Origin of the sequence: Aquincola tertiaricarbonis (assembly GCF_000969605.1) — a bacterium.
GTDB classification, from domain to species: Bacteria; Pseudomonadota; Gammaproteobacteria; order Burkholderiales; family Burkholderiaceae_C; genus Aquincola; species Aquincola tertiaricarbonis.
Map to the genome: position 1 here is coordinate 1 of NZ_JZUE01000011.1, position 17,393 is coordinate 17,393.

The following is a 17,393-nucleotide window of genomic DNA, read 5'->3' on the forward strand; positions in this document are numbered from 1 at the left end:
CCTGCGCGGCAGCGCCGGCGCAGGCCAGGGCGCCGGCCAGCAGGCAGGCCGCCAGGCGCGCGGTGGGAAGAGCTTGCGGCATCGGTCAGTCTCCGTCGTGGTGCTGTGGGAGGCCAACCTAACCAAGCGCTGCAGCCTGCAACAGGGAAAATTTCCCGGGAATGCGGCTTGCAACCGCGCTGCCCACACCCCTGGGAGCCGTGCCGATGACATCACCCGGCGACAACCGCCTGCACGAGCCCGCTGCCCCGCCTGCGCCTGCCGCCGCGCGGCTCGACCCGCCCGCGGCAACCGGGGTGGAGCGCACCTACGACCGCATGGCCGGCCTGTACGACCTGATGTTCGGCCAGGTGCTGGCGCCCGGCCGCCGCGCGATGTGCAGCGCCGCCGCGGCGCTGCAGCCCGCGCGGCTGCTGGAGGTGGGCGTGGGCACCGGCCTGACGCTGGCCCACTATCCCGCGGCGACGCAGGTGGTGGGCATCGACGTGTCGGCCGACATGCTGGCCCGCGCCCGCCAGCGGGCCGCCGCGCTGCCCGGCCGCCAGGTGGAGCTGCACCGCATCGACGCCGAGCACATGCCGTTCGACGATGCCAGCTTCGACTGCGTCACCGTGCCCTACGTGCTGTCGGTCACGCCCGATCCGGCGCGGCTGGTGCGCGAGATCCGCCGCGTGTGCAAGCCCGACGGCACGGTGCTGGTGGTCAACCATTTCAGCGGCAGCCGCTTCTGGTGGCTGATGGAGCGGGCCGTGCGGTCGCTGGCCGACCACGTGGGCTTCCGCTCCGATTTCCGCTACGACGAGCACATCCTGGCGCATGACTGGCAGGTGCTGTCCGTCAAGCCGGTGAACCTGTTCGGCCTGTCGCGCCTGGTGGTGCTGCGCAATGCCGCGCCCGGGCCCGCGGGTGCCAGGGTGCTGCCGTTCCCTGGCGGCGGACGCGCCGGCCGCGCCCCGTAACAAGGGGCCCCTCCGCGGCGCGGGCTCGCCAGTTGCAAGCCGGGTGGCAAACAACCGGCGGAGGCGGGCATGGGTGGTGCGTTCTGGGGTGGTCTGCTGGCCGCCATGGTGGTGGTGCAGCTGCTGGTGATCTGGTCGATACGCCGCCACCGCGATCCTTCGCTGAAGATCGAATGCGACAGCCCCATCGACGAGTTGATGCCCACGCTGGCCGGCCTGACGCTGGGCACCGCGCTGCCCGGCAACCGCGTGGAGGTGCATGAGAACGGCGCCTTCTTCGACGTGCTGCTGGCGCGCATCGCCGCGGCGCAGAAGTCGGTGCACTTCGAGACCTTCCTATGGAAGGACGGCGTGCTCGGCCGGCGCCTGGCCGCCGCGCTGGCCGAGCGGGCCCGCGCCGGCCTGAAGGTGCGGGTGCTGCTGGATGCGCAGGGCTCCAAGAACGCCGGCAAGGAGGTGGTGGACGCCATGCGCGAGGCGGGCTGCCGCGTCACCTTCTTCCACAAGCGGGCGCTGCGCAACATCGGCGTGTTCAACGACCGCGACCACCGCAAGATCGTCATCCTCGACGGCCGCGAGGCCTTCGTGGGCGGCCACTGCATCGTGGACGACTGGCTGGGCGACGCGGAGGACGGCCAGCACTTCGCCGACGTGAGCCTGCACCTGCACGGCCCCATCGTGCACAGCCTGCAGGGCGCCTTCAGCGAGAACTGGGCCGGCGAGACCGGTGAGCTCTTCGTGGGCGAGGCGGTGTTCCCGCCCCTGCAGCCGGCCGGCGACCTCACCATCCATGCGGTGTACGCCAAGCCGGAGAACTCGTCGCCCGCGGTGAAGATCCTGCATCACACCGCCATCTGCCTGGCGCGCAAGCGGCTGTGGATCCAGAACCCCTACTTCATCCCGGAGCCGGAAGCCATCGACGCCTTCGGCTCGGCCGTCAAGCGCGGCGTGGACGTGCGGGTGCTGATGCCTTCGACCAGCGGCTCCGACAACCCCATGGTGCAGCATGCCGGCCACCGCAACTTCGAGAAGCTGCTGCGCTGCGGCGTGCGGCTGTTCGAGTACCCGCACACGCTGCTGCACCAGAAGATCATGACGGTGGACGGCGCATGGTGCGCCATCGGCTCCAGCAACTTCGACGACCGCAGCTTCGAGATCAACGACGAGATCAGCCTGTCCATCGCCGACCGCGCGCTGGCCGAGCGGCTGGACGCCATCTTCGAGCGCTATGCGCAGCGCGCCGTCGAGATCGACCTCGAGACCTGGACCCGCCGCGGCACCTGGCACAAGCTGAAGGACAACACCTTCTACCTGCTCAACGAGCTGCTGTGAGCCGCGCGCCGGGCCGGGCCGGGCAGAATCGGCCCGCATGAGCCCGCCGTCCCGCCCCGACCCCTCGATCTTCCTGAGCGACGGCGGCGAAGTGGGCAGGCTGATGCGCGGCATGGACTGGGCCGCCCATCCGCTGGGCCCGGTGGCCGGCTGGCCGCCGGCGCTGCGCAGCATGGTGGCCGCCTGCCTCAACTCGCCGATGCTGGGCACGGTGCTGTGGGGGCCGGAGCTGCGCATGCTCTACAACGACGCCTACATCCCGTCGATGGGCGAGCGCCATCCCTGGGCCCTGGGCCGCCCGGTGGCGCAGGTGTGGGGCAGCGCCTGGGAGGCGGTGTCGCCCGCCTTCTTCGAGGTGCTGCGCACCGGCCGCGGCATGCAGCAGCAGCGGGTGCCGCTGCCCATCGAGCGCCATGGCCGCCGGGTGGACACCTGGTGGGATTTCACCGCCACGCCCATCCGCGACGAGAGCGGCGCCATCGTCGGTCTGCTGAACCAGGGCAGCGAGATCACCGACCGCGTGCTGGCCGAGCAGCGGCGCGACGCGGCCGAGGCCGACCTGCGGGCCCTCACGCGGGAGCTGGCGGCGCGGGTGGAGGAGCGCACCCGCGACCGCAATGCGCTGTGGACGCTGTCCTCCGACCTGATGCTGCGCTGCCGCTTCGACGGCGAGATGGTGGCGGTGAACCCGGCCTGGACCGACCTGCTGGGCTGGACGCCGGAGCAGCTCGTCGGCCACTCGGTGTTCGAGCTGATCCACCCCGACGACGTGGCCCCGACGCGCGAAGGGGCGCAGGCCGCCTCGCAGGGGCGGCCGCTGGTCGCGCTGCGCAACCGCTACCGCCACCGCGACGGCAGCTACCGCCACATCGAATGGAACACCCGCTCCGCCGACGGGCTGATCAATGCCGTGGGCCGCAACGTGACCGAGGTGGAGGCCCAGGCGGCCGCGCTGGCGGCTTCGCAGGAGCAGCTGCGCCAGTCGCAGAAGCTGGAGGCCATCGGCCAGCTCACCGGCGGCGTGGCGCACGACTTCAACAACCTGCTGGCCGGCATCACCGGCAGTTTGGAGCTGCTGCGCCGCCGCGTGGCCGAGGGCCGGCTGCAGGACATCGACCGCCTGGTGATCATGGGCCTGGGCGCGGCCCGCCGCGCCGCCGCGCTCACCCACCGCCTGCTGGCCTTCGCACGGCGGCAGACGCTGGCGCCCAAGGCGCTGTCGGTGAACCGGCTGGTGGTGGGCATGGAGGAGCTGGTGCGCCGCGCGCTGGGCCCCGGCATCACGCTGCGGGTGGTGCTGGGCCCCGAGCTGTGGACCACGCTGGCCGACCCGCACCAGGTGGAGAACGCGCTGCTCAACCTGTGCATCAACGCGCGCGACGCGATGCCCGGCGGCGGCACGCTGACCATCACCACGGCCAACCGCCACGTGCTGCCGGGCGAGCCGTCGGGCGCCGACGTGGCACCGGGCGCCTATGTGTGCCTGAGCGTGGCGGACGACGGCATGGGCATGCCGCCGGACGTGGTGGCCCGTGCCTTCGAGCCCTTCTTCACCACCAAGCCGATGGGCATGGGCACCGGCCTGGGCCTGTCGATGATCTACGGCTTCGCCAAGCAGTCGGGCGGCGGCGTGGAGATCCGCTCCAGCGTGGGCCAGGGCACCCGCGTGTGCCTGTACCTGCCGCGGCACGAGGGCCTGGCCGCCGAAGATCCGGCGCCCGCCGAGGCGCAGCCGATGCCGCGCGCCCGCGGCAGCCGCACGGTGCTGGTGGTGGACGATGACGCCCCGGTGCGCGGCCTGGTGGCCGAGGTGGTGGAGGAGATGGGCTACCACGTGCTGCAGGCGCCCGAGGCCGCCGCCGCCCTGCAGCTGCTGCGTTCCGACGCCGCCATCCACCTGATGGTGACCGACGTGGGCCTGCCCGGCGGCATGAACGGCCGCGAGCTGGCCGATGCCGCGCAGGCGCTGCGGCCGGCATTGAAGGTGCTGTTCATCACCGGTTATGCCGAGAACGCGGTGTTCGGCGGCCTGCAGCCGCAGCCGGGCCTGCAGGTGCTGACCAAGCCCTTCGAGCTGGCGGCGCTGGCCGCGCAGGTGGACGGCCTGATAGCCGGCGCCAGCTGAGGCCGCGGCCTCAGGGCAGGAAGCGGTAGCCGATGCCGGCCTCAGTGACGAGGTGGGCCGGCATCGACGGATCGGCCTCCACCTTCTTGCGCAGGTTGGCCATGTGCACCCGGACATAGTGGGTGTCCTGCGCATGGCCGGGGCCCCACACGGCCTTGAGCAGCTGCTGGTGCGTCAGCACGCGGTCGGGCTGGGTGGCCAGCAGCGTCAGCAGCTTGTATTCGATGGGCGTGAGGTGCAGCGCCTGGCCCTCTCGCTGCACCGTGCGGCGCGCCAGGTCGATGCTCACCGCGCCGAAGGCGATGGTGGTGGCGCCCTCGGCCGTCTGCCGGTAGTGGCGGCGCAGCTGGGCCCGCACGCGCGCCAGCAGTTCGCCCGCGCCGAAGGGCTTGGCCAGGTAGTCGTCGGCGCCGGCATCCAGCGCGGCGATCTTGTCGGCCTCGGCGCTGCGGGCCGACAGCACGATGATGGGCAGCGCCGACCAGCCGCGCAGCGCCTGGATCAGCGCCACGCCGTCGCCATCGGGCAGGCCCAGGTCCAGCACCAGCAGGTCGGGCCGCCGGGTGGCGGCCTCGATGCGGCCGCGCTCGATGGTGTCGGCCTCGAACACCTCGTGGCCTTCGCCTTCCAGCACCAGGCGCACCACGCGGCGGATCTCGGCCTCGTCCTCCACGACCAGGATGCGGGGGCGGGGCGCTTGTTCGGCGGTGGTCATGGCGTGGTGGTGTCGGAGGGGGAGGCCAGCGCGGCATCGCGGCCGTCGTCCTGCGGCGGCTGGCCCAGCGGCAGGCGGATGGTGAAGCGGGCGCCCCGGGCGTCCGGCCCGGTGCCGGGCCGGGCACCGGCGTGGATGCTGCCGCCATGCGCCTGCACGATGGCACGGCACAGCGCCAGGCCCAGGCCCACGCCGGGGGTGGCGCTTTCCTTGCTGCCACGCTCGAACTTCTCGAACAGCTGTTCCTCGCGGCCGGCGGGCAGGCCGGGGCCGTGGTCGTCCACGGTGATCTCCAGCCGGCCGTCGGCCAGCCGGGCGCCGATCTCGATGGCGCTGCCGGCGGGCGTGTACTTGGCCGCGTTCTCCAGCAGGTTGGCCAGCACGCGCTCGAACAGCACCGCATCCAGCAGCACCAGCGGCAGCCCCTCGGCCAGCTTCACGGCCAGGGGCCGGCCGGCCAGCAGCGGCGCGCAGCCGGCCAGCGCCGCGCCCACCACTTCCTCCAGCGGCTGCCAGGCGCGATTGAGCTGCACCGCGCCGGCCTGCAGCCGGGCCATGTCCAGCAGGTTGTTGACCAGCGCGCCCATGCGCAGCGCCGACTGGCGGATGGCCTGGGTGATCTCCGCCTGCACCGAGGGCGGCTGCGGCGGCTGCAGCGCCAGCGCATCGGCCAGGCCCACCAGGGCCGACAGCGGCGTGCGCAGGTCGTGCGAGATGGCCGACAGCAACGAGTTGCGCAGCCGCTCCGATTCGATCTGCACCGTGCTGGCCTGCGCCACGTCGATGTAGTGGATGCGCTCCAGCGAGATGGCCAGCAGCGAGGCGCAGGTCTCCAGCAGCCGGCGCTGCTCCGGCCCCGGCGGATGCGGGCTGGGCGTGTGCACCGCCAGCACGCCGCGCACGCGCATCGGCGCCTTCAGCGGCAGCACCAGGCAGGCGCTGGCGGGCAGGGTGTCGGTGCCGCGGCCGGCCGGGCTGGCGCGGTCGAAGGCCCATTGCGCCACGCCCGCATCCACCTGCGCGGTGGCGCCGGGCAGCACCACCAGGCGGTCGTCGGCATCGGCGGCCAGCACCGCCGAGCCGGCATCGAACTCGGCCTTCAGGAAGCGCGCCCCGATCTCGGCCACCTGCTCCGGCAGCAGCGCGGCGGAGAGGTCGCGCGCCATCTCGTACAGGCCGCGCACCCGGTGCTCGCGCTGGCGGGCCGCCTCGGCCTGCGCCTTCAGCCCGGCGGTGAGCTGCCCGATCACCAGCGCCACCACCAGCATCACCCCGAAGGTGACCAGGTACTGCACGTCGCTCACCGCGAAGGAGAAGCGCGGCGAGACGAACAGCAGGTCGAACAGGCCCACGCCCACCACCGCGGCCACCACCGCCGGCCCGCGGCCCCAGCGCAGCGCCACGCCCACCACCACCAGCAGGAACAGCATCACGATGTTGCTCAGTTCCAGCCGGCCCAGCAGCGGCGTGGCCAGCAGCGCGGTGAGGGCGCAGGCCGCCACCGCGGCCGCATGGCCGCGCCAGCGCAGCGGTGCCGCCGGTGCGGCGCCCCAGGGGCTGGACGGCATCGCGGCCGGGGCGGGCAGTGCGGGCCCGGCCACCTGCAGCAGCTCCAGTTCCTGGCCCAGCGCGGCCAGGCGGGCGGCCAGCGGCGGCTGCCAGGGCCAGTGCCGCCGCGCCGGCCGGCCCAGCACCAGGCGCACCAAGTTGTGCTCCCGGGCATGACGCACCAGCGCGGGCGCGGCCTCGGGTGCGGTGAGGGTCGTGGTGCTGGCCGCGCCCAACTCGTCGGCCAGCCGCAGCACGCGCAGCACCTGCTGGCGGCGGGCTTCCGGCAGCGCCTGCACCGCGGGCGTTTCCACGTGCACCGCATGCCAGGGCACATCCATCTGCGCGGCCTGGCGGGCACAGCTGCGCACCACGGCCTCGGCCTGCGGGCCGGTGCCCACGCAGGCCAGCAGCGCCGGGCGGTTGGGCCACACGGCAGGGCCCGCCTCGCTGCGGCGCCAGGCCTGCATCTGGCCGTCCACGCGGTCGGCGGCGCGGCGCAACGTCAGCTCGCGCAGCGCCAGCAGGTTGCCCTTGCGGAAGAAGTGGGCGGCCGCGCGCTCGGCCTGGGGCGGCAGGTACACCTTGCCGGCCTTCAGGCGCGCCAGCAGCTCGTCGGGCGGCAGGTCGACCACCACCACTTCGTCCGCCTGGTCGAACAGGCGGTCGGGCACCGTCTCGCGCACCCGCACGCCGGTGATGCCGCCGACGATGTCGTTCAGGCTTTCCAGGTGCTGCACGTTCATCGTGGTCCACACGTGCACGCCGGCGGCCAGCAGCTCCTCCACGTCCTGCCAGCGCTTGGGATGGCGGGCACCGGGCGCATTGCTGTGGGCCAGCTCGTCCAGCAGCAGCAGCGCGCCCGGATGCCGGGCGGCGAAGGCCAATGCCGCATCGAGGTCGAACTCGGCCAGCGTGCGGCCGCGGTGGGCCACGGCCTGCAGCGGCAGGCGCGGCAGGCCCTGCAGCAGCGCCTCGGTCTCGGCGCGGCCATGGGTCTCGGCCAGGCCCACCTGCAGCGGCATGCCTTGCGCCAGCGCGGCGTGGGCGGCCTGCAGCATGGCGCAGGTCTTGCCGACGCCTGCCGAGGCGCCGAAGAAGATCTTCAGCCGGCCGCGGCGGGCGCCGGCCTCCTCGCGCTGCACCCGGGCCAGCAGGGCATCGGGATCGGGGCGCTGCGGGTCACCGGCACGGCTCATCGGGCGGTGGTGTTGCGCATGCTCATGGCGCCATGTTCCCACGCACGGGCCGCCCGCCTCAGCGGCGCGCCAGTTCGTCCAGCGCCAGGTTCAGCGCCAGCACGTTCACCCGCGGCTCGCCCAGGAAGCCGAGCACCCGGCCCTGGGTGTGGGCCTGCACCAGGGCCTGCACCTGCGCCAGCGGCACGCCGCGCAGCCGCGCCACGCGCGGCGCCTGGTAACCGGCCGCGGCGGGGCTGATGTGCGGGTCCAGCCCGCTGGCGGAGGCGGTCACCAGGTCCACCGGCACCGGCTGCGTGTTGCCGGGATCGGCCGCGCGCAGCGCTGCGATGCGAGCCTGCACCGCCTCGCGCAGCGCCGGGTTCAGCGGGCCCAGGTTGGAGCCGCCGGATGCGCCGCCGTTGTAGGGCTGCGGCGCGGTGGCCGATGGCCGGCCCCAGAACTGCGCCGGACTGGCGAAGTGCTGCCCGACCAGCGCCGCGCCGACGACGCGGCCATCGCGCTGCACCAGGCTGCCTGCGGCCTGCGCCGGAAAGGCCGCCTGTGCCACGCCGGTGACGGCCAGCGGATAGACGATGCCGGTGACGAGCGACAGCACGAGGAACAGCACCAGCGCAGGCCGCAGCAGGCCGGGGGTGGAGAGGGAAGTCTGGTTCATGGCAAGAGGAGGTGAGGGGTTCAGGCCAGGCCGGCGGCTGCGATCAGCAGGTCGATGGCCTTGATGCCGATGAAGGGCACGACGACGCCGCCCAGGCCGTAGATGGCCAGGTTGCGCCGCAGCAGCGCGGCCGCGCCCACCGCCCGGTAGGCCACGCCGCGCAGCGCCAGCGGAATCAGCACCACGATCACCAGCGCGTTGAACACCACCGCCGACAGGATGGCCGACGACGGGCTGGCCAGCTGCATCACGTTGAGTGCCGACAGCTGCGGCCAGGTGCCCACGAAGGCGGCCGGCACGATGGCGAAGTACTTGGCCAGGTCGTTGGCGATGCTGAAGGTGGTGAGCGCGCCGCGGGTCATCAGCATCTGCTTGCCCGTCTCCACGATCTCGATCAGCTTGGTGGGATTGCTGTCCAGGTCCACCATGTTGCCGGCCTCCTTGGCGGCCTGGGTGCCGGTGTTCATCGCCACCGCCACGTCGGCCTGGGCCAGGGCCGGCGCATCGTTGGTGCCGTCGCCGGTCATGGCCACCAGCCGACCGGCGGCCTGGTGCTCGCGGATCAGCGCCAGCTTGGCCTCGGGCGTGGCCTCGGCCAGGAAGTCGTCCACGCCGGCCTCGGCCGCGATGGCGGCGGCGGTCAGGCGGTTGTCGCCGGTCACCATCACGGTCTGGATGCCCATGCGGCGCAGCTCGGCAAAGCGCTCCTTGATGCCGCCCTTGACCACGTCCTTCAGCTCCACCAGGCCCAGCACGCGGGCGCCCTCGGCCACCACCAGCGGCGTGCTGCCGCGGCGCGAGACCTCGTCCACCGCGGCCTGCAGCGCCGGCGGAAAGCTGCCGCCCAGCGATTCGACATGGCGGCGCACCGCGTCGGCCGCGCCCTTGCGCAAGCTGCGTGGCGCCAGGCCGGCGCCCGCGGGCAGGTCCACGCCGCTCATGCGGGTCTGCGCGGTGAAGTGCACGAAGCTGGCGCCCTGCGCCGCGCCGTCGTGCTCGCGCAGGCCGTGCTGCTGCCGGGCCAGCACCACGATGCTGCGGCCCTCGGGCGTCTCGTCGGCCAGCGAGGCCAGCTGCGCCGCCTCGGCCAGCGCAGCCACCGTGACGCCCGTTGAGGGAATGAACTGGTGCGCCTGGCGGTTGCCCAGCGTGATGGTGCCGGTCTTGTCCAGCAGCAGCACGTCCACGTCGCCGGCGGCCTCGACCGCGCGGCCGGAAGTGGCGATGACGTTGGCCTGCAGCATGCGGCTCATGCCGGCCACGCCGATGGCGCCGAGCAGGCCCGCGATGGTGGTGGGGATCAGGCACACCAGCAGCGCCACCAGCACCACCAGGCCCACCGGCTGGCCGCCGCCGCCCGACACCGCCACGCCGAAGAGCGAGAACGGCAGCAGCGTGGCCACCACGCCCAGGAACACCAGCGTCAGCGCCACCAGCAGGATGGTGAGCGCGATCTCGTTGGGCGTCTTCTGCCGGCTGGCGTTCTCCACCATCGCGATCATGCGGTCGACGAAGGTCTCGCCCGGGTTGACCGTGACGCGCACCACCACCCAGTCGGACAGCACCCGCGTGCCGCCGGTGACGGCGCTGAAGTCGCCGCCCGACTCGCGGATCACCGGGGCCGATTCGCCGGTGATGGCGCTCTCGTCCACCGAGGCCACGCCGTCGATCACCTCGCCGTCGGCGGGCACCGTCTCGCCGGCTTCCACCAGCACCACGTCGCCCTGGCGCAGCTGGTCGGCCTCCAGCGGATGCCACTGCATCGCCTCGCGCGGCGTGGTGCTGCGCCGCCAGTCGCCCTGCAGGCGCTTGGCCCAGGTGGTCTTCTTCAGCCCGCGCAGGCTGGCGGCCTGGGCCTTGCTGCGGCCTTCGGCCAGCGCCTCCGCGAAGTTGGCGAACAGCACGGTGAACCACAGCCACAGCGCCACCGCGGCGGTGAAGGCCGCGGGCTCGGCGATGGCCAGCGCGGTGGTGAAGGCGCTGCCCACGTACACCACGAACATGACGGGGTTGCGCCACTGCACGCGCGGGTCCAGCTTGCGCAGCGCCTCCAGCAGGGCCGGCCGCAGCAGCACCGGATCGAACAGGGTGGGTTGGGTCTTGCGACTCATCGACAGGTCCTTCACCGTGCCGGCAGCAGCAGCTGCTCGGCCACCGGGCCGAGTGCCAGTGCCGGCACGTAGTTGAGCAGCCCGACCAGCAGCACCGTGCCGATCAGCAGCACGACGAACAGCGGGCCATGCGTGGGCAGCGTGCCCTCGCCGGCAGCGATGCGCTTCTTGGCCGCCAGCGCGCCGGCCATGGCCAGCACCGGCAGCAGCACGCCGAAGCGGCCCAGCCACATGGCCACGGCCAGCAGCACGTTGTAGAAGGGCGTGTTGGCCGACAGGCCGGCGAAGGCGCTGCCGTTGTTGTTGGCGGCCGAGCTCAGCGCGTACAGCACCTCGGTGAAGCCGTGCGGGCCGGGATTGAGCACGCCGGCGCGGCCGGCGTCGGTGAGCACGGCCAGCGCGGTGCCGGCCAGCACCAGCAGCGGCGGCACCAGGATGGCGATGGAGACCATCTTCATCTCGTGCGCCTCGATCTTCTTGCCCAGGTATTCCGGCGTGCGGCCGATCATCAGGCCGGCAATGAACACCGCCATCACCGCGAACAGCAGCATGCCGTACAGGCCCGAGCCCACGCCGCCGAACACCACCTCGCCCAGCTGCATCAGCAGCAGCGGCACCGCGCCGCCCAGCGGCGTGAAGCTGTCGTGCATGGCATTGACCGCACCGCAGCTGGCCGCGGTGGTGATGGCTGCGAACAGCGTGGAGGCCTGGATGCCGAAGCGCAGCTCCTTGCCTTCCATGTTGCCGCCGGCCTGGGTGGTGCTGGCGGCATCGTCCACGCCCAGGCCGGCCAGCACCGGGTTGCCCTGCTGCTCGAAGGCGGTGGTGGCCACCACCGCCAGCACCAGCAGCAGGGTCATCGCGGCCAGCACCGCCCAGCCCTGGCGCAGGTCGCCCACCATGCGGCCGAACACGAAGCACAACGCCGCCGGGATGGCCAGGATGGCCAGCATCTGCACGAAGTTGGTCAGCGCGTCCGGGTTCTCGTAGGGATGGGCCGAGTTGGCATTGAAGAAGCCGCCGCCATTGGTGCCCAGCATCTTGATGGCGAGCTGGGAGGCCACCGGCCCGCCCGCCAGCACCTGCGGCGGCCCGCCGGCCAGCGGCTGCTGCACCACGGCATCGGCCGCCAGGTGCTGCACCACGCCCTGGCCGGCCATGAACAGCGCCAGCACGAACGACAGCGGCAGCAGCACCCACAGCGTGGCGCGGGTGAGGTCCACCCACACGTTGCCGATGCCGCCGGCACCATGGCGCGCAAAGCCGCGCACCAGCGCCACCACCACCACGATGCCGGTGGCCGCGGACAGGAAGTTCTGCACCGCCAGGCCGGCCATCTGGGTGAGGTGGCTCATCGTGGTCTCGCCACCGTAGCCCTGCCAGTTGGTGTTGGTGACGAAGCTGATGGCGGTGTTGAAGGCCGAGTCGGGCGACACCGCCGACAGGCCTTGCGGATTGAACGGCAGCCCGCCTTGCAGGCGCTGCAGCGCATACACCGCCAGCACGCCCAGGCCGTTGAACACCAGCAGGCCGGTGGCGTAGGGCAGCCAGCCGGTTTCCTGCCCGGGCTGCACGCCGGCCAGGCGGAACAGCGGGGCCTCCAGCCGCCGGCCCATGGCAAAGCGGCCGGCCATCACCGCATCGATCATGCGGCCCAGCGGCCAGGCCACGGCCAGCAGGGCGGCGAGGAAGGCGGCCAGTTGCAACCAGGCGGCGCCGCTCATGAGAATTTCTCCGGCCGCAGCAGGGCGGCCACCAGCACGACCAGCAGGCCGGCCGCCAGCGCGGCGGCCACCCAATACCACAGCATGTTCATGGCCGCTGCACCTGCGGCGGCTGCAGCGCCTGGCAGCCATGCGCCAGGGCCAGCATGGCCAGCCAGAGGGCGGCGGCCAGTGCGAGATAGACAAGGTCCATGAGGTCCTCCTTAGAGGAAGACGATGCTAGGCAGCAGGGTGTCAAGACGGTGGCAAGAAGCGGGGGGTGGGTGTCAAGAACGCATCAAGAGGGTGGTGCCTGCTTGTCTAGACAGGTTCTGGCCTGGTTCGCCGTGTGGTGGCTTGCTGCGGGCGGCTTGCGCAGGGCCGTGCGGGCAGGCCCGGGGGCTTAGCTTCCGCGGTCCGTGCTGCGCACGGACTGCCCCGCGCGGCGGCCGAACAAGAACAGCACCGACAGCCGCGGCACAAGCATCCGCCTGACCTAGAGCGCACCGTCCAGCACAAGGCAGCCGAACAAGACACTTCCGACGGCTTACCCGGCAGGAAGGTCAACACTTGCCATTCCCACCCGAGACCCCAAGTGCACCAGATGTCTACCGTCCTGTCCGTCCTCGACCTCGCCCCCATCACCGAAGGCAGCGACGCCGCTGCCTCCTTCCGCCACTCGCTCGCGCTGGCCCAGCATGCCGAAGGGCTGGGCTATCGGCGCTACTGGCTGGCCGAGCACCACGGCATGCCCGGCATCGCCAGCGCGGCCACGGCCGTGCTCATCGGGCACATCGCCGGGGGCACCCAGCGCATCCGGGTGGGGGCGGGCGGCATCATGTTGCCCAACCATTCGCCGCTGGTCATCGCTGAACAGTTCGGCACGCTGGAGGCGCTGTATCCGGGCCGCATCGACCTGGGCCTGGGCCGCGCGCCGGGATCGGACCAGGCCACCTCGCGGGCGCTGCGCCGCGACCTGGCGACCGATCCCGATGCGTTCCCGCAGGATGTGCTGGAACTGATCGACCTGATGTCCGACGAGCCGCAGCAGACCGTGCGCGCCGTGCCCGGGCGGGGCAGCAAGGTGCCGGTGTGGATCCTCGGCTCCAGCCTGTTCGGCGCGCGGCTGGCCGCGATGCTGGGGCTGCCGTATGCGTTCGCCTCGCACTTCGCGCCGGCGCAGATGATGCAGGCCATCGAGGTGTACCGCAGCGGCTTCCGGCCGTCGGAGCACCTGGACAAGCCGCATGTGATGCTCGGCTTCAATGTGTTCGCCGCCGACACCGACGAGCAGGCCCAGCTGCTGGCCACCTCCATGCAGCAGGCCTTCGTCAACCTGCGCACCGGCCGTGCGGGCCGGCTGCAGCCGCCGGTGCCGGGCTACCTGGAATCGCTGCCGCCGCCGCTGCGCGCCATGCTGGACGACGTGCTGTCGTGCAGCGCCATCGGCTCGCCGCAGACGGTGCAGCGCCAGCTGCAGGCCTTCATCCAGCGCACCCAGGCCGACGAGCTGATGGTCACCTGCCAGATGTTCGACCCGGCCGCGCGCCTGCATTCGTACACGCTGGCCATGCAGGCCATGCAGGCCATGCAGCCGATGCAGGCCGCCTGAGCCGGCGGCGGCGGGCCGGCTACCAGCGCGTGCCCGGTCCCACCACGATGCGGTCGGGGTCGTCGCTGCGGCTGCTGAACACCGCCTCGCCGCCCAGCGCGTTCTGCAGCAGCGCGCCCCAGTTGCCATGGGCTTGCTGACGCTCCAGCGCGGCTTCGCGGGCCTGCACCAGCTGCTGGAACCCGCGCGAATCGTCGCCGCCCACGCGGTCGGTGGCACGGGCCGGTGCGGTGCCCATGTGCACCGCGATGCGCCGGCAGATGGCGCCGTACATCTGGGCGATGCGTGACGGCGTGAGCTGCCGCGAGGCGGCCAGCTGGCCGGGCGTCATGCCCACGCCCAGGTAGGCGTCGATCACCTGGCGGTCGCCCTCCGGCAGCGCCGCGAAGATCGCCTCCAGCCGCTGCATCAGCAGCCCGGTGTCCACCCGCGCCTCCACTTCCTCCTGCGGCGTGGCCGGTTCGCGGTGGGTGCGCATGGGGGCGTCGTCGCCGGGGTCGGTGGGCGTCAGGCTCTCGGTGCGGGCCATGGCGGCCGACTGGTCGAGCTGCGCCACCTCTTCCACCGTCAACCCGCAGGTCTCGCCCACCTCGGCCATCGTGGCCGGGCGGCCATGCAGCGCCAGCCAGCGTTCACGCGCGATGTCCACCGCCTTGATCTTGCGACGCTCGGCCCGCGGCAGCACGTCCATCGCACGCAGCTCGTCGATCATCGCGCCGCGCACGCGGGAGCGGGCATAGCGCACGAAGGCCTCCCGCGCTTCCTCCGTCTCGTGGCTGCCGCCGAACTCGAAGGACAGTGCGGCCTGCGCCACCGCAATCAAGCCGGCCTGGATCAGGTCGGCCCGTTCCACGTTCGAGGGCAGCTTGCGCGCCAGCGTGGCCGCTTCCTGGCGCACCCACGAGGTGTTGCGGGCGATCAGGGAGGACGGCACGCCGTGCATCGAGATCATGGTGGTCCTTGCGACATGCCTTCTGTTGGCAATCGCCGTTCCGGCATGTGGCGGCATGCAGGACGCTGCCGACAGCCCTCCACGGCCGCCGCCGATGGCCCGCGCCCACCGCCTGGGCAGACTGGCGTCATGAGAACGAGCAGTCTTGCAGCCGCCGCCCTGCTGGCCCTGGCGGCCGCGGCCGGCGCGGCCACGCCAGCGCCGCTGGCACAGCGCCACGAGGCGCTGCGCGCCGAGCTGGAACGCAGCCCCTTCGGCCGGCCGCTGCTGCTGCAGGCCAGCGCCCGCGATGACGCACCCAGCGGCGAGGTGCTGGCGGTGCTGCAGCAGCCTTTCGCGCGCGTGGCGCGCACGCTGGGCCAGCCCGAAGGCTGGTGCGCCCTCATGCTGCTGCAGACCAACGTGAAGGCCTGCAGCGTGCAGGGCGAGGCGCCGCGCCGGCAGCTGGTGGTGGCGGTGGCGCGCCGCCATACCGACAGCGTGGACCAGGCCGAGCGCATCACCTTCGAGCACCGCACCGAGGCCGCCGACGGCCAGCGCCTGGCCATGGCGCTGGTGGCCGACCAGGGGCCGGTGGGCACCGCCGACTATGCGCTGCGCTTCGAGGCCGTGCCGCTGCCCGACGACCGCACCGTGGTGCAGCTCACCTATGCCTACCGCCCGGGCCTGATGGCCCGCATGGCCACCTCCGCCTACCTGTCGACCGCCGGTCGCAACAAGGTGGGCTTCACCGTCACCGGCCAGGACGAGCAGGGCCGGCCGCAGCGGGTGGGCGGCATCCAGGGCATCGCCGAGCGCAACACCATGCGCTACTTCCTGGCGATGGAAGCCGTGCTGCGCACCGCCGACCTGCCGCCCGACCAGCGGCTGGAACGCCGGCTGCAGGGCTTCCATGCGGCGCTGGAGCGCCATCCGCAGCAGTTGCATGAGCTGACGCTGCAGGAGTACCTGGCGCTCAAGCGCCGGGAGCTGGGTGAAGGCGCAGCCTCCTAGGCAGCCAACCTGAGCTCCGGCAGCACCCGCGCCCAGCGCTCCAGCTCGGCCAGCATGCCGTGGCATGCGGTGGCCGCATCGGCACTCGCGGCCAGCTCGCCGTCCTTCAGCTGCTGCGCGATGCCGGGAAAGGCGACCGCCTCCAGCATCGGCACCATCTTGAAGGTGGTGAGCACCTGCCGCGCCAGCTGCACCGCGCGCACGCCGCCACCGGCGCCGCCGTAGCTGACGAAGCCGGCCGGCTTGTACTGCCACTCGTTGACCAGGAAGGTCATCGCATTCAGCCAGGCCGAGGGCGGCGCGTAGTTGTACTCGGGCATCACGAACACGAAGGCATCGGCCGCGGCCACGCTGCGGCTCCAGCGCCGGGTGTGCTCATGCTGGTAGCGGCCGGTGCGCGGATGCTCCGGCTCGTCGAACACCGGCAGGCCGAAGTCGGCCAGCTCCAGCAGCTGCGCATCGAAGCCGCCGTGCGCCTGGGCCACGCCGTGCGCCCAGCGGCCCACCGCGCTGCCCACGCGGCCCGGCCGGGTGCTGCACACGATGGTCTGCAGCACCGGCTTCATGCGGACGGCCCCGGTGCCAGCCGGAAGTCGTAGTGCGCCGACCAGTACGGTTTGCGCATCGGCCGGCCGTCCACCGCGGTGCCGGGCTCATGCTGCTCGAAGGGCACGATCAGGCTGTCACGCACGCCAAACACCACGTCGGTGTCGATGTAGGGGCTGTCGGCCACGAAGAGGTGGGTGGTCACCGGCACATGGCCTTCGGCCGACACCATCATGTGGATGTGGCCCGGCCGGTTGGGGTCGCGGCCCATGCGCTCGATCATGCGGCCCACCGGGCCGTCCATCGGGATCGGGTAGTAGCTCGGCCGGATCGACCAGAACCAGAAGCGGCCCTGGTCGTCGGTGCGGAAGCGGCCGCGTGCGCGCATCTCGGTGTTGTCGGCCATCTGCATGTCGTAGTTGCCTTCGCCGTCGCCGGACCATACGTCCAGCAGCGCGCCGGCCAGCGGCCGGCCGTCGGTGTCGGTCACGCGGCCGGTGTACAGCGCGGGCTCGCCGGGCACGCCTTCGCCGATGTCGAAGCCCAGCGGCCGGTCGGGCGCACCCTCCCAGTAGTAGGGGCCCTGCACCGTGGCCTCCGTGGCCGGCGTGGCGCCCTGGGCGCCGCCGCTGGCGCGGGCCTGCGCCAGCGCCACCACCAGCATCGACAGGCCCAGCGTGTCCGACAGCAGGATGAATTCCTGCCGCTTGTCGGTGCACTGCTGGCCGGCGGCGGTGAGGAACTGGATGGCCTGCATCCATTCCTCGCCCGTCAGGTCCACCTCGCGCGCGAAGTCGTGCAGATGGGTCACCAGTGCGGTCATCAACTGCTTGAAGCGGGCATCGGTGCAGCCGGCCAGGCGGCCCAGCACCTCGTCGGTCAGGCTGTGGACGGCATCGGATGCGTCGGCCATGGCATGTCTCCTGGAGTTGTGGGACGC

At 72.5% G+C, this 17,393-nt stretch carries 14 protein-coding genes; 5 read left to right on the top strand and 9 right to left on the bottom strand.

What is annotated here, in order from left to right; all coding sequences use genetic code 11:
- Positions 1-206: 206 nt before the first annotated feature.
- The 3 genes from VO99_RS14665 to VO99_RS14675 all read left to right on the top strand — a co-directional run bounded on the left by VO99_RS14665 (position 207) and on the right by VO99_RS14675 (position 4,416).
- A complete protein-coding gene (locus VO99_RS14665) occupies positions 207-959 on the top strand; it encodes a class I SAM-dependent methyltransferase (RefSeq protein ID WP_052736343.1) in 753 nt (250 codons plus the stop codon).
- Between the two features lie 69 nt (positions 960-1,028).
- The gene (locus tag VO99_RS14670; protein ID WP_052736344.1) at positions 1,029-2,291 is read left to right on the top strand and encodes a phospholipase D-like domain-containing protein; all 1,263 of its coding nucleotides are present in this window, start codon (positions 1,029-1,031) and stop codon (positions 2,289-2,291) included.
- Positions 2,292-2,328: 37 nt separating this feature from the next.
- Positions 2,329-4,416, top strand: a complete 2,088-nt coding sequence (locus tag VO99_RS14675; RefSeq protein WP_046113645.1) for a hybrid sensor histidine kinase/response regulator — start codon at positions 2,329-2,331, stop codon at positions 4,414-4,416.
- Positions 4,417-4,426: 10 nt separating this feature from the next.
- On the opposite strand, the gene VO99_RS14680 is transcribed toward VO99_RS14675, so the two are convergent.
- Genes VO99_RS14680 through kdpF form a run of 6 tightly spaced genes read right to left on the bottom strand, consistent with a single transcriptional unit; the run spans position 4,427 to position 12,463 of the window.
- On the bottom strand, positions 4,427-5,131 hold the full coding sequence (locus VO99_RS14680) for a response regulator (RefSeq protein WP_046113646.1): 705 nt from the start codon (positions 5,129-5,131) through the stop codon (positions 4,427-4,429).
- Positions 5,128-7,878: a DUF4118 domain-containing protein gene (locus VO99_RS14685; protein ID WP_046113647.1), complete on the bottom strand. Its 2,751-nt coding sequence runs from the start codon at positions 7,876-7,878 to the stop codon at positions 5,128-5,130. The genes VO99_RS14680 and VO99_RS14685 overlap by 4 nt, the downstream gene beginning before the upstream one ends.
- A gap of 58 nt (positions 7,879-7,936) precedes the next feature.
- Positions 7,937-8,536, bottom strand: coding sequence for a potassium-transporting ATPase subunit KdpC (gene kdpC / locus VO99_RS14690; RefSeq protein ID WP_046113648.1), 600 nt, complete (start codon positions 8,534-8,536; stop codon positions 7,937-7,939).
- Between the two features lie 20 nt (positions 8,537-8,556).
- A complete protein-coding gene (kdpB, locus tag VO99_RS14695) occupies positions 8,557-10,647 on the bottom strand; it encodes a potassium-transporting ATPase subunit KdpB (protein ID WP_046113802.1) in 2,091 nt (696 codons plus the stop codon).
- Positions 10,648-10,658: 11 nt separating this feature from the next.
- Positions 10,659-12,371 (bottom strand): potassium-transporting ATPase subunit KdpA, encoded by a 1,713-nt coding sequence (gene kdpA / locus VO99_RS14700; protein ID WP_046113649.1) that lies wholly within the window; start codon positions 12,369-12,371, stop codon positions 10,659-10,661.
- Entirely contained in the window at positions 12,368-12,463 is a 96-nt protein-coding gene (gene kdpF, locus VO99_RS14705) for a K(+)-transporting ATPase subunit F (RefSeq protein ID WP_083440609.1), read from the bottom strand. The genes kdpA and kdpF overlap by 4 nt, the downstream gene beginning before the upstream one ends.
- A gap of 491 nt (positions 12,464-12,954) precedes the next feature.
- On the opposite strand from kdpF, the gene VO99_RS14710 reads away from it, so the two are divergent.
- Positions 12,955-13,962 carry an LLM class flavin-dependent oxidoreductase gene (locus tag VO99_RS14710; protein WP_046113803.1) on the top strand — a complete coding sequence of 336 codons (1,008 nt, stop codon included), beginning with the start codon at positions 12,955-12,957 and terminating at the stop codon, positions 13,960-13,962.
- Between the two features lie 19 nt (positions 13,963-13,981).
- Here the strand turns inward: VO99_RS14710 and VO99_RS14715 are convergent, their stop codons facing one another.
- The gene (locus VO99_RS14715; RefSeq protein ID WP_046113651.1) at positions 13,982-14,914 is read right to left on the bottom strand and encodes a sigma-70 family RNA polymerase sigma factor; all 933 of its coding nucleotides are present in this window, start codon (positions 14,912-14,914) and stop codon (positions 13,982-13,984) included.
- Positions 14,915-15,043: 129 nt separating this feature from the next.
- On the opposite strand from VO99_RS14715, the gene VO99_RS14720 reads away from it, so the two are divergent.
- A complete protein-coding gene (locus VO99_RS14720) occupies positions 15,044-15,907 on the top strand; it encodes a hypothetical protein (protein ID WP_046113652.1) in 864 nt (287 codons plus the stop codon).
- On the opposite strand, the gene VO99_RS14725 is transcribed toward VO99_RS14720, so the two are convergent.
- Together VO99_RS14725 and VO99_RS14730 are read right to left on the bottom strand one after the other, a co-directional pair.
- A complete protein-coding gene (locus tag VO99_RS14725) occupies positions 15,904-16,473 on the bottom strand; it encodes an NADPH-dependent FMN reductase (RefSeq protein WP_046113653.1) in 570 nt (189 codons plus the stop codon). The genes VO99_RS14720 and VO99_RS14725 overlap by 4 nt on opposite strands.
- Positions 16,470-17,366 (bottom strand): intradiol ring-cleavage dioxygenase, encoded by an 897-nt coding sequence (locus VO99_RS14730; protein WP_046113654.1) that lies wholly within the window; start codon positions 17,364-17,366, stop codon positions 16,470-16,472. The genes VO99_RS14725 and VO99_RS14730 overlap by 4 nt, the downstream gene beginning before the upstream one ends.
- Positions 17,367-17,393 lie beyond the last annotated feature (27 nt).

Bases quoted from the DNA above. Each gene is read 5' to 3' on its own strand.
- VO99_RS14685 (WP_046113647.1), bottom strand. From the start codon at position 7,878: ATGAGCCGTGCCGGTGACCCGCAGCGCCCCGATCCCGATGCCCTGCTG.
- VO99_RS14730 (WP_046113654.1), bottom strand. From the start codon at position 17,366: ATGGCCGACGCATCCGATGCCGTCCACAGCCTGACCGACGAGGTGCTG.
- kdpA (WP_046113649.1), bottom strand. From the start codon at position 12,371: ATGAGCGGCGCCGCCTGGTTGCAACTGGCCGCCTTCCTCGCCGCCCTG.
- kdpF (WP_083440609.1), bottom strand. From the start codon at position 12,463: ATGAACATGCTGTGGTATTGGGTGGCCGCCGCGCTGGCGGCCGGCCTG.
- VO99_RS14720 (WP_046113652.1), top strand. From the start codon at position 15,044: ATGAGAACGAGCAGTCTTGCAGCCGCCGCCCTGCTGGCCCTGGCGGCC.
- VO99_RS14710 (WP_046113803.1), top strand. From the start codon at position 12,955: ATGTCTACCGTCCTGTCCGTCCTCGACCTCGCCCCCATCACCGAAGGC.
- VO99_RS14725 (WP_046113653.1), bottom strand. From the start codon at position 16,473: ATGAAGCCGGTGCTGCAGACCATCGTGTGCAGCACCCGGCCGGGCCGC.
- VO99_RS14665 (WP_052736343.1), top strand. From the start codon at position 207: ATGACATCACCCGGCGACAACCGCCTGCACGAGCCCGCTGCCCCGCCT.
- VO99_RS14715 (WP_046113651.1), bottom strand. From the start codon at position 14,914: ATGATCTCGATGCACGGCGTGCCGTCCTCCCTGATCGCCCGCAACACC.
- VO99_RS14680 (WP_046113646.1), bottom strand. From the start codon at position 5,131: ATGACCACCGCCGAACAAGCGCCCCGCCCCCGCATCCTGGTCGTGGAG.
- kdpC (WP_046113648.1), bottom strand. From the start codon at position 8,536: ATGAACCAGACTTCCCTCTCCACCCCCGGCCTGCTGCGGCCTGCGCTG.
- VO99_RS14675 (WP_046113645.1), top strand. From the start codon at position 2,329: ATGAGCCCGCCGTCCCGCCCCGACCCCTCGATCTTCCTGAGCGACGGC.
- VO99_RS14670 (WP_052736344.1), top strand. From the start codon at position 1,029: ATGGGTGGTGCGTTCTGGGGTGGTCTGCTGGCCGCCATGGTGGTGGTG.
- kdpB (WP_046113802.1), bottom strand. From the start codon at position 10,647: ATGAGTCGCAAGACCCAACCCACCCTGTTCGATCCGGTGCTGCTGCGG.